Genomic DNA, 14,321 nt, shown 5'->3' on the forward strand with positions numbered 1-14,321 from the left:
AAAGATGCGAGGCAGTTATGACCTTTACCAGTGAAACCTTGCCAGCGGACCACAAAGCGGCAATCCGTCAGTTAAAACGTGAGTTACGCGTGCAGATCGGCGACGTGCAGGCGGTGTTCGACAAGCTCAGCGATAAAATCGCCACCCGCGTGGCGGAGATCAACGCCCTGAAAAATAAAGGCGAATCCGTCTGGCCGGTGATTCCGTTTGCAGATGTGAAAAACGGCACGATTACCGACGCTCAGCGCGAGGCCGTTAAGCGCCGCGGCTGCGCGGTGATTAAAGGTCACTTCCCCCGCGAGCAGGCGCTGGCGTGGGATCGGTCGATGCTCGACTACCTCGATCTGAACAAGTTTGACGAGGTGTACAAAGGGCCGGGCGACAACTTCTTCGGCACCTTAACCGCCTCCCGTCCGGAGATTTACCCGATCTACTGGTCCCAGGCGCAAATGCAGGCGCGCCAGAGTGAAGCGATGGCGCAGGTGCAGTCGTTCCTGAACCGTTTATGGACATTCGAGAGCAACGGCAAGCAGTGGTTCGACCCTGACGTCAGCGTGATTTACCCGGACCGCATTCGCCGCCGTCCGCCGGGAACCACTTCAAAAGGGCTGGGCGCGCACACCGATTCCGGCGCGCTGGAGCGCTGGCTGCTGCCTGCCTACCAGCAGGTGTTTGCCCGCGTGTTTGACGGCAACGTTGAGAAATACGATCCGTGGAACGCCGCACACCGTACCGAAGTGGAAGAGTACACCGTGGATAACACCACCAAGTGCTCGGTGTTCCGCACCTTCCAGGGCTGGACGGCGCTGTCGGACATGATCCCCGGCCAGGGGCTGCTGCACGTGGTGCCGATCCCGGAAGCAATGGCCTACATTCTGCTGCGTCCTCTGCTGGACGACGTGCCGGAAGACGAACTCTGCGGCGTGGCGCCGGGGCGCGTGCTGCCGATTTCCGAGAAGTGGCACCCGCTGCTTGTCGAAGCATTGACCAGCATTCCGGCGCTGGAAGCCGGCGATTCCGTGTGGTGGCACTGCGACGTGATCCACTCTGTCGCGCCGGTGGAAAATCAGCAGGGCTGGGGCAACGTGATGTACATCCCCGCCGCGCCAATGTGCGAGAAGAACCTCGCCTATGCGAAAAAGGTCAAGGAAGCGCTGGAAACCGGCGCGTCGCCGGGAGACTTCCCGCGCGAGGATTATGAAAAAAGCTGGCAGGACCGTTTTACCGTGAACGATCTCAATATCCACGGCAAGCGTGCGCTGGGCATGGCTTAACTGTCGTACAGCCCTTCCCGCTCCACGGCGGTGCGTCGTTTCCCCTGACGTATCCGCCGTACCGATTCCCGCACGGCCAGCGTGCCGTTCAGCAGCAATGTTCCTACCGGCGCGTCCGGGCGCATCAGCCGCTGCTGGAGCATATGCACCGCTTCCGTTCCCAGCTCGTCGCGGGGAACATGCACCGCCGTTAAGGGCACATCCTGAATCGCCGCCAGATTAAAGCCGTCAATGCTCATCACCGAGACGTCCTGCGGCACGCGCAGACCGTGATTTTGCAGCGCGCTGATGGTGCCTGCCGCCATAAAGTCCCCGCCTACCAGGAACGCCGTCGGCAGGTCTTTTCCCTTCTGTTGGTTAAGCCACTCGCTCACCAGTTGCTCCGTCTCTCTGGCGCTGAAGCTTGGCACCACCAGCAGATCGCGCCTGTCGTTAAACCTGAGATTATGAGCGTGCCACGCGTCGCGGATCCCCGCCAGGCGCAGCTCCATGGTGTAGCGACGCAGGCACAGCACGTTCATCACCTCGCGGTGCCCCATCTCGAACAGGTACTCCGCCGCCCGCTCGCCGATGGCGCGATGATCCGGGGCAACGGCAGGCAGGCGCATGCGGCGGTCCCGGCAGTTAATCAGCATGCAGGGTTTCCCCACATCCACCGCCAGATCGTGGATATGCGGATCGTCGATACCGAGCAGAATGGCCGCCTGGGTATCCGGCTCGTTCATGCGTGCCAGAAAAATCTGGGCGTCGCTGTCGTTCTCCTCCAGCGCGCAGTAGCGCAGCCGAACCTCGTGCGAGGCAAGCCCTTTGCTCACGCTCTGGATCACGCGGTAGTAAAAGATGTCGGACCGCTCGTCGAAGGCACGCTGAGGGGCAAAAACCACCAGGCTGTTAAGCAGCAGACGCCCCGCCGCCATGCCGTCCATCACCCCCAGCTCCCGCGCGCACGCCAGCACCTTAGCCCGCGCCTTTTCGCTGGTATTCGCTTTGCCTGCCAGCACACGGGAAACCGTACTGATGGAGAGCTGGGTACGGGCGGCGATTTCGGTGATTTTTAGCCTTTTGTCCATTTTGTGATCTGGCTCCATTTGCGAAATGAAAAAATTTTCATAGCGTGTTCATCAGGCAATAACTGACATAAAGACCATCATGCCAGAGGGTTTACGTCAGTTATGAGAAATTTTGCACAAAATCCACTTTTGCCCTCTCATTTTCTTCCCTAAGGTGAACTTGTCACACAGCTTCCATACTAGTTGTATAGCAACTTAAGCATTCTAAGCGGATAGAAATCAAAGGCATAACAATCTGTGTGACACCTGAACCTCCGTCCCCTTACCGTCCGTCTTGTGGAGAGTAAAATGAGTCAGGACATCAATAACACCGTTGCGACAAGCAAAACCCGTCGCGTCATTAAGAATTTGCGCTGGTACGTGCTGGTGCTGTTTTTACTTGGCGTCACCGTTAACTACATCACCCGTAACTCGCTGGGGATCCTCGCCCCGGAACTGAAAGAGAGCCTCGGGATCACCACCGAGCAGTACTCCTGGATAGTCGGCGCGTTTCAGATCGCCTACACCATTTTCCAGCCCCTGTGCGGCTGGCTGATTGACGTCATCGGCCTGAAGATTGGCTTTATGGTCTGCGCCGGGATCTGGGCGCTGATGTGTATCTTCCACGCGGGCGCCGGAAGCTGGCTGCACCTGGCCATTCTGCGCTTCTTTATGGGCGCTTCCGAAGCTGCCGCCACGCCAGCGAACGCCAAAACCATCGGCGAATGGTTCCCGAAATCAGAGCGTCCCGTTGCCGCCGGCTGGGCGGGCGTGGGCTTCTCCATCGGCGCGATGCTGGCCCCGCCTATCATCTACTTTGCTCACGCGTCGTTCGGCTGGCAGGGCGCGTTTATGTTTACCGGCGTGCTGGCGCTGCTGTGGGTGATCCTCTGGTGGGCGTTCTACCACAACCCGGAACAGCACCCGAACCTGAGCCGCGACGAGCTGGCGTTTATCAAGCAGGATAACGAACCCGCACCGGTCAAGCTGCCCTTCCTGACCGCGCTGAAAACCGTCTCGAAAAACAAACGCTTCTACGGTATCGCCATCCCGGCCTTTATGGCAGAACCCGCCTGGGCGGTGCTGAGCTTCTGGGTGCCCCTGTACCTCGCCAAAGAGCACGGCATGGACCTGAAGCAGATCGCGATGTTTGCCTGGCTGCCCTTCCTCGCCGCCGACCTCGGCAGCGTGGCAAGCGGCTACCTGACGCGCCTGTACACCCGCTGGTTCGGCTGCTCCCGCGTGAACTCGGTGGTGGCAAGCTCCGTCACCGGCGCGTTTCTGATGATTTCTCTGGCCATCGTCGCCGTGACCCGCGACCCGTATATCACCATCGTGCTGATCTCCATCGGCGGCTTCGGGCACCAGATTATCTCCTGCATGCTGAGCGCGCTGGTGGTGGAGTCCTTCGATAAGGGCCAGATGGCGACCGTCAACGGCATGCGCGGCTCGGCGGCGTGGATCGCCAGCTTCCTGTTTTCCCTGTTAATCGGGGTGACCGCCGACAAAATCGGCTTCAACCCGCTTTTTATTGCCATGGGCTTTTTTGACCTGATTGGCGCTCTCTTCCTGGTGGCATTTATTGCTGAACGTCGCGCCAAGCGCGCCTGATAGTGGATGTATTGCATATGAAAACCCTGAAAAACTGGACCGTTGATAAGCAGTCTGCGAATCATCTGGAGCTGCTGGTGGATAATCAGCACCGCCTGTGCCTGTACGTGCTGGAACAGAACCTGTTCCGCGTGCTGATCAAACGCAAAGGCGAGCTGGCGCTGGACCGCACCTGGAGCATCGCGCCGGAACAAGACGTGCCGTGGGAAGGCCGCCGTCGTGACGACTTGAGCGGTTTCTCCTGCCCGGCCTGGACCCTGACGCAGCAGGATGACGCAGTGACGGTGGCAACCGAGCAGCTGCGCGTGACCGTCCACCAGCCCCTGTGGCTGGAGTGGCACTACCGTAATGATGCGGGCGAATGGCAGCCGCTGGTCCAGGATCGCCCGACCAGCGCCTACCTGCTGAACGCCCACGGCGACGGCGTGGCGCACTATCTCAGCCGCCGCAAGGACGAGCGTTTCTACGGCCTGGGCGAGAAAGCGGGCGATCTGCAGCGCAACGGCAAACGTTACGAGATGCGCAACCTGGACGCCATGGGCTATAACGCCGCCAGCACCGATCCGCTTTATAAGCACATTCCGTTTACCCTCACCCGCCGCGATGACGTGAGCTACGGCCTGTTCTACGACAACCTGAGCAGCTGCTGGCTGGATCTGGGCAACGAGATCGACAACTATCACACCGCCTATCGCCGCTGGCAGGCGGAAGCGGGCGATATTGATTATTACATCTTTACCGGCAAGCGCGCACTGGACGTCACCAAAGCCTTCGTGCGCCTGACCGGGAAAACGCTGTTTGGGCCGAAGTGGAGCCTGGGCTACAGCGGCTCGACCATGCACTACACCGACGCACCGGACGCGCAGAATCAGCTGATGAACTTCATCCGCCTGTGCGAAGAGCACGCCATTCCGTGCGATTCGTTCCAGCTCTCGTCCGGCTATACCTCCATCAACGGCAAGCGCTACGTCTTCAACTGGAACTACGACAAAGTGCCGCAGCCGAAGGCGATGAGCCAGGCCTTCCACGACGCGGGACTGAAGCTTGCGGCCAACATCAAGCCGTGCCTGCTGCAGGATCATCCGCGCTACGGTGAAGTGGCGGAGAGCGGCCTGTTCATCCGTGATTCAGAAACCGACGCGCCTGAACGCTCCAGCTTCTGGGATGACGAAGGCTCGCACCTCGACTTTACCAACCCGCAGACGGTGCAGTGGTGGCAGAACGGCGTGACCACACAGCTGCTGGAGATGGGTATCGACTCCACCTGGAACGACAACAACGAGTATGAAGTGTGGGACGGGGAAGCCCGCTGCTTTGGCTTCGGCAAGGAGATCGCCATCAAGCACATTCGCCCGGTGATGCCACTGCTGATGATGCGCGCCTCGCTGGAAGCGCAGCAGCGCTTTGCGCCGGAGAAGCGTCCGTATCTCATCTCCCGCTCCGGCTGCGCCGGGATGCAGCGCTACGTTCAGACCTGGAGCGGCGACAACCGCACTAACTGGGACACGCTGCGCTATAACATCCGCATGGGGCTGGGCATGAGCCTGTCCGGATTATTCAACGTCGGTCACGACGTGGGCGGTTTCTCCGGCGACAAGCCGGACGCCGAGCTGTTCGTGCGCTGGGTGCAGAACGGCGTAATGCACCCGCGCTTTACCATCCATTCCTGGAATGACGATCGCACCGTGAACGAGCCGTGGATGTATCCGGGCGTCACGCCTGCCATTCGCGGCGCGATTGAGCTGCGCTACCGCCTGCTGCCGTATCTCTACACCCTGCTCTGGCAGGCGCACGCCGACGACGAGCCGATGCTGCGCCCGACCTTCCTCGACCACGAGCACGACGCGCAGACCTTCGAAGAGTGCGATGACTTCCTGCTGGGCCGCGACCTGCTGGTCGCCAGCGTCGTCGAAGCCGGGCAGCGCGAGCGCCGCGTCTGGCTGCCAGATAACGAAACGGGCTGGTACGATTTTTACACCCACGCGTGGTATGCGGGCGGGCAATCCATCGTCCTTGATGCGCCGCTGGAAAAACTGCCGCTGCTGGTGCGCGCCGGGGCCGGTCTGCCGCTTAGCGAGCGCATCACGCATGTGAGTGCTGAAAAAGATTCGACCCGCGAGCTGAAGCTGTTCCCAGTTAAAGGCGTCGGCACAACCACGGGGCTGCTGTTTGAAGACGACGGTGAAAGCTGGGGCTATAAGAAGGGCAATGCGCTGTGGGTGGAATGGGAAATGGAGTGTGATGGCGCAACCATCAACCTGAAGGTGAACGCGCGCGGGGATTATCGTCCGGCGTGGAAGGCGCTGAAGGTGTCGTTACCGGCGGGGGAAAAACGTACGCTGCGGGTGAATGGGGTTGAAGGGAGCGAGTGGGTGGTGTAGTACGGCCTGATGCTCTCACCCTAACCCTCTCCCACGGGGAGAGGGGATAAAGGCACGACGCCTTTCCCTAAGTATTTCGCGCTGCAGGAAGGCGGCAAACCTGTGAATCCCCGGGAGCTTACATAAGTAAGTGACCGGGGTGAACAGGTGCAGCCAACGCATCTGCAGCGTGAAAGACGACGGGAAATTAGCCGTCGATACCTTTGCTGCGCAGGTAATCTTCGTAGTTACCGGTGAAGTCCACCACGCGCTCTGGCGTAATTTCGATCACGCGGGTCGCCAGGGAGCTGACGAACTCACGGTCGTGAGAGACGAAGATCAGGGTGCCCTGATACATCTCCAGCGCCATGTTCAGCGATTCGATAGATTCCATATCCAGGTGGTTGGTCGGTTCGTCCATCACCAGAATGTTCGGTTTTTCCATCATCAGCTTGCCGAAGAGCATGCGGCCTTTTTCACCACCGGAGAGCACTTTGGCCGGCTTTTTGATGTCGTCCTGGCTGAACAGCAGACGCCCCAGAATGCTGCGCACCGCCTGCTCGTCGTCACCTTCCTGCTTCCACTGGCTCATCCAGTCGAAGACGGTCAAATCGTTTTCGAACTCGTACTCATGGTCCTGCGCGTAGTAGCCAATCTGCGCGTTCTCGGACCACTTCACGGTGCCGTTGTCCGGCTGCAGTTCACCCACCAGGGTTTTCAGCAGGGTAGATTTACCCACGCCGTTGGCGCCCAGAATGGCAATCTTCTCACCCACTTCCAGCAGCAGGTTGAAGTTTTTAAACAGCGGGCCTTCATCAAAGCCTTTGGTAAGGGCTTCCACTTCCAGCGCGTTACGGAACAGCTTCTTGTCCTGCTCAAAGCGAATGAACGGGTTCTGACGGCTGGAGGCTTTAACCTCTTCCAGCTTGATTTTGTCGATCTGACGGGCACGCGATGTTGCCTGACGGGATTTAGAGGCGTTGGCGCTGAAGCGGCTCACGAAGGATTGCAGGTCCGCAATCTGCGCTTTCTTCTTGGCGTTGTCGGCAAGCAGACGTTCACGCGCCTGGGTGGCTGCCGTCATGTACTCGTCGTAGTTGCCCGGATAAACGCGCAGCTCGCCGTAGTCCAGATCCGCCATGTGCGTACAGACCATGTTCAGGAAGTGACGGTCGTGCGAGATGATGATCATCGTGCTGTCGCGGTCGTTCAGCGTCTGCTCCAGCCAGCGGATGGTATCGATGTCCAGGTTGTTCGTTGGTTCGTCGAGCAGCAGGATGTCCGGGTTAGAGAACAGCGCCTGTGCCAGCAGCACGCGCAGCTTCCAGCCTGGCGCGACTTCGCTCATCGGGCCGTAATGCTGTTCAACCGGAATACCGACGCCCAGCAGCAGTTCGCCCGCGCGGGCTTCCGCAGAGTAGCCGTCCATTTCGCCGTACTGGGTTTCCAGATCGGCCACTTTATAGCCGTCTTCTTCGCTCATTTCGGCGAGACCGTAGATACGATCGCGCTCCTGCTTCACTTCCCACAGCTCCGCGTGCCCCATGATCACGGTGTCGAGCACGGTGAACTCTTCGAAGGCGAACTGATCCTGACGCAGCTTACCGATACGCTCGTTCGGATCGAGCGACACGTTGCCCAGCGTCGGCTCTAAATCGCCGCCGAGGATCTTCATAAAGGTGGATTTTCCGCTACCGTTGGCACCAATCAGGCCGTAACGGTTGCCGCCGCCAAATTTGACGGAAATGTTTTCGAACAGCGGCTTACTGCCAAACTGCATAGTGACGTTGCTGGTAACTAACACGGAGAGATTCCTGCGAAAAGTGTGATAAACACGGCATTATGCCACAATTCCGAATTGAGATCCCGTGTTGCGGCAATCCACTAAACTTTAACAAAATCGAAAAAAATGTGATTTCGTACACATCTGAATTCCCTGTTAGCGGGAATGCACATATAATGCGCTCCCATCACAGATTCAGACTTATCAACTCATCGCCTGAATGGCTTAGATACCTCGCACAACATGAACATGAAATTAACAACGCTTTTTGCGGCGGCGTTAGCCGTAGTAGGTTTTTGTAAGACCGCGTCTGCGGTGACGTATCCCCTGCCGACAGACGGAAGCCGTCTGGTGGGTCAAAACCAGGTGGTGACGGTGCCTGAGGGTAACTCTCAGCCGCTGGAGTATTTCGCCGCGCAGTACCAGCTGGGCCTGTCCAACATGCTGGAAGCGAACCCGGGCGTTGACCCGTATCTGCCAAAAGCAGGTACCGTGCTGAATATTCCTCAGCAGCTGATCCTGCCGGATACCGTTCATGAAGGCATCGTGATTAACAGCGCCGAAATGCGTCTGTATTACTACCCGAAAGGCACTAATACCGTTATCGTGCTGCCAATCGGTATCGGCCAGTTGGGTAAAGACACCCCGCTGAACTGGACCACCAAAGTAGAGCGTAAGAAAGCAGGCCCAACCTGGACGCCGACGGCAAAAATGCACGCGGAATACATCGCTGCGGGCGAGCCGCTGCCCGCCGTTGTGCCAGCCGGCCCGGATAACCCGATGGGCCTGTACGCGCTGTACATTGGTCGTCTGTACGCCATCCACGGCACCAACGCCAACTTCGGTATCGGCCTGCGCGTGAGCCACGGCTGCGTGCGCCTGCGTAACGACGACATCAAGTTCCTGTTCGAAAACGTGCCGGTCGGTACGCGCGTGCAGTTCATCAACGAACCGGTGAAAGCGACGTCTGAGCCAGACGGCAGCCGCTACATCGAAGTGCACAACCCGCTCTCCACCAGCGAAGACCAGATCAACAACAACGAGATCGTGCCGATTACGCTGAACAGCGCGGTGCAGTCAGTGACCTCTCAGCCAGACGTGGAAACCACCATCGTCGACCAGGCGATTCAGAACCGTTCCGGTATGCCGGTGCGTCTGAACTAATTACGCGCATCAAAAAAGCGGGCCTCGAGGCCCGCTTTTTTTTATCCGTTATTCACTATCACAATCCCGCCGTGGTCGTAGCGATAGTGGCAGTGGGCATACTCCAGCGGCGTGCCATCTTCCAGATAAATGACCTGCTCCACCTCCAGCACCGGATCGGTTTCCTCACAGACCAGATGCTCTCTGTCCAGCGCGCTGGGCTTTAGCGCCCGCACGACCCGGTATGACCCCATAATTTTCAGCCCCAGGGTTTCCTGAACGTACTGAAACACTGACCCTTCAAGGTGGTTTTTCGTCAGGCCCGGCACCAGATTCATCGGCATCACCGTGGAATCCAGCGACATCGGTTCGCCGTTCAGTAAACGCAGGCGAATGAAGTCGTAGATCGGCGCATCGGCGTTAATCATCAGCGACGCCTGCTCTTTTTCGTTCGGGAAGCGCAGTTCGAAATGCACCACCTGGCTCGTGACCGTACCCAGATGCGCCCAGGTTTTGGTCGCGCCAAAGTAGTCGCTGCCGGAGAGATCCCACTGCGAGAGCTGGAGGAAGTTTTTGCGGATGAACGTCCCCTGCCCCTGGCGGGTGTAGACCAGCCCTTCGACGATCAGCTGGCGCATCGCCTGCTGAATAGTCATCCGGCTGGTACTGAACTCCGCCGCCAGTGCAAACTGATCCGGCAGGGGTTCGTTGGCGGCGTACTGCTGGCTGATAATGCGTTTCTTAATTTCCCGCGCTATGGTGATGTACTTCGCCGCCATCGTCCTTCCTTTCTGTTAGTTTTCTATCCCGCTGTTTTTCAAGGCCACTCGCTCGGCAATTTTGAGGAAAGGCAGGTAGAAGAATACACCAAATACGATGATTGCCAACTGGACCACCACGGCGCGCCAGTCCCCCGCCGTCGCCAGCCAGGCGCTGAGGATCGGCGGCGTGGTCCAGGGGATCATCACCACGCAGCGGGACATTAACCCCAGCGTGGTGCAGAGCCAGGCGAAGTAAATGCCGATGGCGGGCAGCAGCACAAACGGGATCATCAGCGGCAGGTTAAAGACGATCGGCAGGCCGAAAATCACCGGCTCGTTGATATTAAACAGGCCCGGTGCCAGCGACAGACGCGCCACCTGCTTCGCCGATTGTTGCCGCGAGAAGATAAAGATGGCGATCAGCAGCGAGATCGTGCTGCCCGTACCGCCCACCATGCCAAACGTCGGCACAAAGATGTTGTTGATGATGTGCGGGATGGGCTGTCCGTTGGCGAAGGCCAGCATGTTCTCGTTGGTGTTAATCAGTAGAAACGGCTCCAGCACCACGCTGTTGACCACCGACTGATGAATGCCGAGCGTGAACAGGAAGTTGCCGAAGCTGTAGATGAAAATCGTCCCCGGCAGGCTGGTGTTGATCAGCCGCAGCGGCTGCTGGATAAAGGTCGTGATGAGATGGATCAGATCCGTATGCAGCACGTTTGCCAGCAGCGCCGCCAGCACGGCGAACACCGACAAGGTAAGAATGGTTGGGATCAGCGCGGTAAAGGATTTGCTCACCGCCGGGGGTACGTTTTCCCCCAGCGAAATGTGCAGCGCCTTCAGCCGCGAAATGGCGATGAACAGCTCGGTGGAGAGCAGGCCAATCAGCACCCCGGCGAAAATCCCGGTGGAGCCGATATTGGCGAACGTCAGCACCTGCGTCACGCTGACCGCAGCGTCGCTGCCAACGGGCGTAACCTGTAAGCGCATCGGCATCATGATGATAAAGCTGCTGACGGCGATAACCACTGCCGAGACCGGATTGTCGAAATCTTTGTTGCGCGCCAGCGACCAGGCAATCATCGGCGCCAGCAGCAGCGCGGCGATGTTCAGCGTGCCGTTAATAATCGCCTCGCCCCACACCTTAAACTGTGTGAGCGTGTCGCCCTCAAAAATCCACGGGAACACCACGTTGTTCACCAGCACCGCCAGACCGGCGAGGATGAAAATCGGCATCACCGTGGCGAAGGCGTCGCGCAGGGATCGCAGGTGCACCTGGTTTGCCAGGCGCGCCGAGAACTCAACAAATTTATCGACAAAGGACTGCATGTGCGGTGTGATTTTTGTTTCAGACATAGCGGAGTGTTCCCATCAATCAGTCACAAAAACGGCCCGGCAGCGTACGGCTTACATCTCGCGTCCGTTGGTATGGATAACCTGTTTTAACCACGCGTAGCTCTTCTTCGGCACGCGCTTAAGGTCTTTCAGGTCATGATTCTCGCGGTTGACGTAGACCACGCCGTAGCGCTTACGCATGTCACCCTGAGAGCTGAGAATGTCAATTAACCCCCAGCCGAGATAGCCAATGACCTCTGCGCCATCCTCGAACATGGCTTCCTTCATGGCCTCGATATGCGCCCGGTGGTAGTCGATGCGGTAGGTGTCCTCAATCGGGTTAACCCCGTCCCAGGACTCAATCACCCCAATACCGTTTTCAATCGGGAAGACCGGCATGCGCCAGTCGTTGGCATAACGCGTGATGATGGTGCGAAAACCGAGCGGGTCAATCTGCCAGTTCCACTCGGTGGCTTTCAGGTAGGGGTTATTTTTCTCACCGTGCAGCAGGTAATAGTTGACCGGCGTGCCTTCCGGGATCGCATCGCTGTCCAGCGTTTTGCTGGCATAGTAGCTGAAGGCCATAAAGTCGTTTTTCGTGCGGGCAAACAGAGCGAGATCGTCGGCGCGATAGATATCACCGAAGCCCTCCTGCTCTACCACCGCCATCACCGCCGGGCTGTAGCCCTGGCCTGCAAAGACGCGCAGCAGGTTCTGGTTGAGGAATTCGTCATACTGCTGGGCGCAGAAGATATCGCGCGGCTTGCAGGTGGCCGGATAGATCAGCTGGTGCGCCAGCATGCCGCCCATTAGCTGGCCTGGCTTAGTCTGGTGCAGGTATTCGGTCAGCGACATGTGCGCCATCATCGCATGGTGCTGAAGCTCATACAGCTCGCGCAGGGTTTTCTCGCCTTTCATATAGCCGGAAATGCGGAACGCTTCCGGCATATGGAAGATGTTCTGCTCGTTAAAGGTCAGCCAGTACTTTACCCGGTCGCCGAAGCAGTCGATCATCTTTTTGCCGTAGCGGATAAAAGCCTCCACCACGCGGCGATCGTTGAAGCCGTTGTACTCCTGCGCCAGCGCCAGCGGCATGTCGAAGTGGTAGAGGCAGACCATCGGCTCGATGCCGCGGGCGATGAGATCGTCAATAAAGCGGTCGTAAAAGGCGATGCCCTCGTCGTTGAACGCGCCGTCGCCCTGCGGGCAGACGCGGCTCCAGGAGATCTGGAAGCGGTAGCAGTTCATGCCCAGATCCTGCATCAGGTCGAAATCTTCCCGGTGGCGGTGGTAGGAGTCGGTGGCCACTTTCCAGTCGGAGATGTTTTCTCCAGCTTCGCGAATGTCGTACACCGACATCCCCTTTCCGCCCTCATTCCAGGCCCCTTCCGTCTGCATGCTCGACACCGAGTTGCCCCATAAGAAGTTGGCTGGCAGTGATTGATTCATGGTTGCCTCCTATATGACTAGTCATTTAAATGATATGACTAGTCATATAGTCGGAGATGAAATTTCGATCAAAGGGGAGGAACGATTTTTGTGAGATGGGTTTGAATAATGACGAGGGATGTCTTGCGAACTGCGCCCTGGCAGCAAGTCCTATTGCTGCCAGACGTAAATGAGTCTGCGCAATTCAGGGAAAAGATACCGAACCGCCGAACTCCATATAGATTTTTGCCAGATTATTTAACTGGTTAAAGCGATTTTCATACAGTGCCAGTTCAGCCTGACGGCGTTTCTCCTGAGCATCAAGCCAGAAAGAAATTCGCACCGCGCCCTGGCGATAGCGAACTTCGTTTAGCCTCTCTGATTTTTTCGCCAGTTCCAGGCCTTCACGTAGAAGCGTCTCCTGTTCCAGGAGTTGATGACGCAAAGCAAGCGCATCTTCTATGCTACTCATCGCCTTGTAAAGTTCCTGTTTAAACTCCAGAACCCGTTGCTCGTAGTCGTTGCGGGCAATCTTCACGTCCATGCCCCTTTCTCTCCATTCCAGGAACGGCAGGGTCAGGTTTGCTCCAACAGAGCCTACAGGATTTTCCAGGAAGGCCATAAGGCTGCTGCTGCTGGTGCCAAGCGAGCCGGTCAGACTAAACGCTGGATAAAATGCAGTACGCTGTACATCAACGGTGGCCAATGCTTCCCGTACCCGCCACTCTTTAGCGCTGATATCGGGTCGATGCCGCAGCACGTTGACCGGGATCTTTCCACTGACCTGCGGCAGTGGTCCCATTGGTAACGCTTTCGGTTCGACTATCGCGCTGCCCGGCGCGGTTCCAAGCAAAACGGCTTGCTGATTGAGCGCCTGTAAACGTTCATTCTTCAACGCCGCCAGCCTGTTTTCCTGCGAAAGCACGCCCTGCTGAGCATCCACAACATCCAGAGAGGAGGCACCGCCCGCGGCATAACGCGCGTTAGCCAGGCGCAGCGTCTCTTTTGCATAGTTGATGCTTTGTTGCAGGACAGACAGCTGCTGGTTAATAAAGCCTAAGCGCCAGTAATTATTACTGGCATTTGAAAGCAGCGTCAGGCGTGCAGAACGCAGATCCTCTTCCGAGGCAAAACGTGCCCACGCCTTCGCATCGCGCTGCCGCGCTATTTTGCCCCACAGATCCAGCTCATAGCTGGTATTAATACTGGCAACGCTGCCCCTGCTCCAGTTGGCTGAGCTGTTCAGCTGTTTTTTACCGTCAAGCGCGAGCGAACCTTTTAGTCCCGGATCGTTTGTGATGCCAATCCGCTCTTCTTCCAGGCGGGCGCGATAAACACGCAATACTGCTCCAGCGACATCGTTATTGCGCACCATCACCTGCCGCAGCCAGCCGTCGAGGTCTGGATCGTTAAAGGCCTGCCAGTCGAACGGCATCCTCTCCTCCGCAGCATCCGCCTGATACCAGTTGGCAGGGTATTTCACCTCAGGAGGCTGATAGTCGCTTTTCAGAGAGTCGGCGCAGCCAGCACTAAGCAGGACAGCAAGGCATACCGTTAAAGGGGATAATATTTTCATG

The 14,321-nt window shown here is 57.9% G+C and carries 10 protein-coding genes; 4 read left to right on the forward strand and 6 right to left on the reverse strand.

Going from position 1 to position 14,321, the window contains the following annotated elements:
* Positions 1-17: 17 nt before the first annotated feature.
* A complete protein-coding gene (locus IM295_RS08440; protein WP_193066539.1) occupies positions 18-1,274 on the forward strand; it encodes a DUF1479 domain-containing protein in 1,257 nt (418 codons plus the stop codon).
* Here IM295_RS08440 and IM295_RS08445 read toward each other — a convergent pair.
* Positions 1,271-2,344, reverse strand: coding sequence for a LacI family DNA-binding transcriptional regulator (locus tag IM295_RS08445; protein WP_047368158.1), 1,074 nt, complete (start codon positions 2,342-2,344; stop codon positions 1,271-1,273). The genes IM295_RS08440 and IM295_RS08445 overlap by 4 nt on opposite strands.
* Before the next feature lie 288 nt (positions 2,345-2,632).
* Between IM295_RS08445 and IM295_RS08450 the strand changes: the two genes are divergently transcribed.
* Positions 2,633-3,934 carry an MFS transporter gene (locus tag IM295_RS08450; RefSeq protein ID WP_028012467.1) on the forward strand — a complete coding sequence of 434 codons (1,302 nt, stop codon included), beginning with the start codon at positions 2,633-2,635 and terminating at the stop codon, positions 3,932-3,934.
* Positions 3,935-3,951: 17 nt separating this feature from the next.
* Positions 3,952-6,315, forward strand: a complete 2,364-nt coding sequence (locus tag IM295_RS08455) for a TIM-barrel domain-containing protein (RefSeq protein WP_192972086.1) — start codon at positions 3,952-3,954, stop codon at positions 6,313-6,315.
* A 187-nt stretch (positions 6,316-6,502) separates the two neighbouring features.
* Here IM295_RS08455 and IM295_RS08460 read toward each other — a convergent pair whose 3' ends face one another.
* Entirely contained in the window at positions 6,503-8,098 is a 1,596-nt protein-coding gene (locus tag IM295_RS08460) for an ABC-F family ATPase (RefSeq protein ID WP_041910703.1), read from the reverse strand.
* Positions 8,099-8,320: 222 nt separating this feature from the next.
* Here IM295_RS08460 and ldtB point away from each other — a divergent pair, with 222 nt between their 5' ends.
* Positions 8,321-9,241, forward strand: a complete 921-nt coding sequence (gene ldtB, locus IM295_RS08465; protein ID WP_008501186.1) for a L,D-transpeptidase — start codon at positions 8,321-8,323, stop codon at positions 9,239-9,241.
* Between the two features lie 41 nt (positions 9,242-9,282).
* On the opposite strand, the gene IM295_RS08470 is transcribed toward ldtB, so the two are convergent.
* The 4 genes from IM295_RS08470 to IM295_RS08485 form a co-directional block, all read right to left on the reverse strand.
* Positions 9,283-9,999: a GntR family transcriptional regulator gene (locus IM295_RS08470; protein WP_025912880.1), complete on the reverse strand. Its 717-nt coding sequence runs from the start codon at positions 9,997-9,999 to the stop codon at positions 9,283-9,285.
* Positions 10,000-10,014: 15 nt separating this feature from the next.
* A complete protein-coding gene (locus IM295_RS08475) occupies positions 10,015-11,337 on the reverse strand; it encodes a PTS sugar transporter subunit IIC (RefSeq protein WP_048999183.1) in 1,323 nt (440 codons plus the stop codon).
* Positions 11,338-11,388: 51 nt separating this feature from the next.
* Positions 11,389-12,765, reverse strand: a complete 1,377-nt coding sequence (locus IM295_RS08480; RefSeq protein WP_193066540.1) for a glycoside hydrolase family 1 protein — start codon at positions 12,763-12,765, stop codon at positions 11,389-11,391.
* 184 nt (positions 12,766-12,949) lie between these two features.
* Complete coding sequence (locus IM295_RS08485) at positions 12,950-14,320, reverse strand: efflux transporter outer membrane subunit (RefSeq protein ID WP_192972088.1); 1,371 nt, start codon at positions 14,318-14,320, stop codon at positions 12,950-12,952.
* Position 14,321: the final 1 nt, after the last annotated feature.

Origin of the sequence: Enterobacter cloacae complex sp. P14RS (assembly GCF_014895895.1) — a bacterium.
In the GTDB taxonomy this organism is placed as follows: domain Bacteria; phylum Pseudomonadota; class Gammaproteobacteria; order Enterobacterales; family Enterobacteriaceae; genus Enterobacter; species Enterobacter bugandensis.

Excerpts from the sequence above, each read along its gene's own strand:
- IM295_RS08485 (WP_192972088.1), bottom strand. The coding sequence starts at position 14,320 with ATGAAAATATTATCCCCTTTAACGGTATGCCTTGCTGTCCTGCTTAGT.
- IM295_RS08440 (WP_193066539.1), top strand. The coding sequence starts at position 18 with ATGACCTTTACCAGTGAAACCTTGCCAGCGGACCACAAAGCGGCAATC.
- IM295_RS08480 (WP_193066540.1), bottom strand. The coding sequence starts at position 12,765 with ATGAATCAATCACTGCCAGCCAACTTCTTATGGGGCAACTCGGTGTCG.
- IM295_RS08445 (WP_047368158.1), bottom strand. The coding sequence starts at position 2,344 with ATGGACAAAAGGCTAAAAATCACCGAAATCGCCGCCCGTACCCAGCTC.
- IM295_RS08450 (WP_028012467.1), top strand. The coding sequence starts at position 2,633 with ATGAGTCAGGACATCAATAACACCGTTGCGACAAGCAAAACCCGTCGC.
- IM295_RS08455 (WP_192972086.1), top strand. The coding sequence starts at position 3,952 with ATGAAAACCCTGAAAAACTGGACCGTTGATAAGCAGTCTGCGAATCAT.
- ldtB (WP_008501186.1), top strand. The coding sequence starts at position 8,321 with ATGAACATGAAATTAACAACGCTTTTTGCGGCGGCGTTAGCCGTAGTA.
- IM295_RS08470 (WP_025912880.1), bottom strand. The coding sequence starts at position 9,999 with ATGGCGGCGAAGTACATCACCATAGCGCGGGAAATTAAGAAACGCATT.
- IM295_RS08475 (WP_048999183.1), bottom strand. The coding sequence starts at position 11,337 with ATGTCTGAAACAAAAATCACACCGCACATGCAGTCCTTTGTCGATAAA.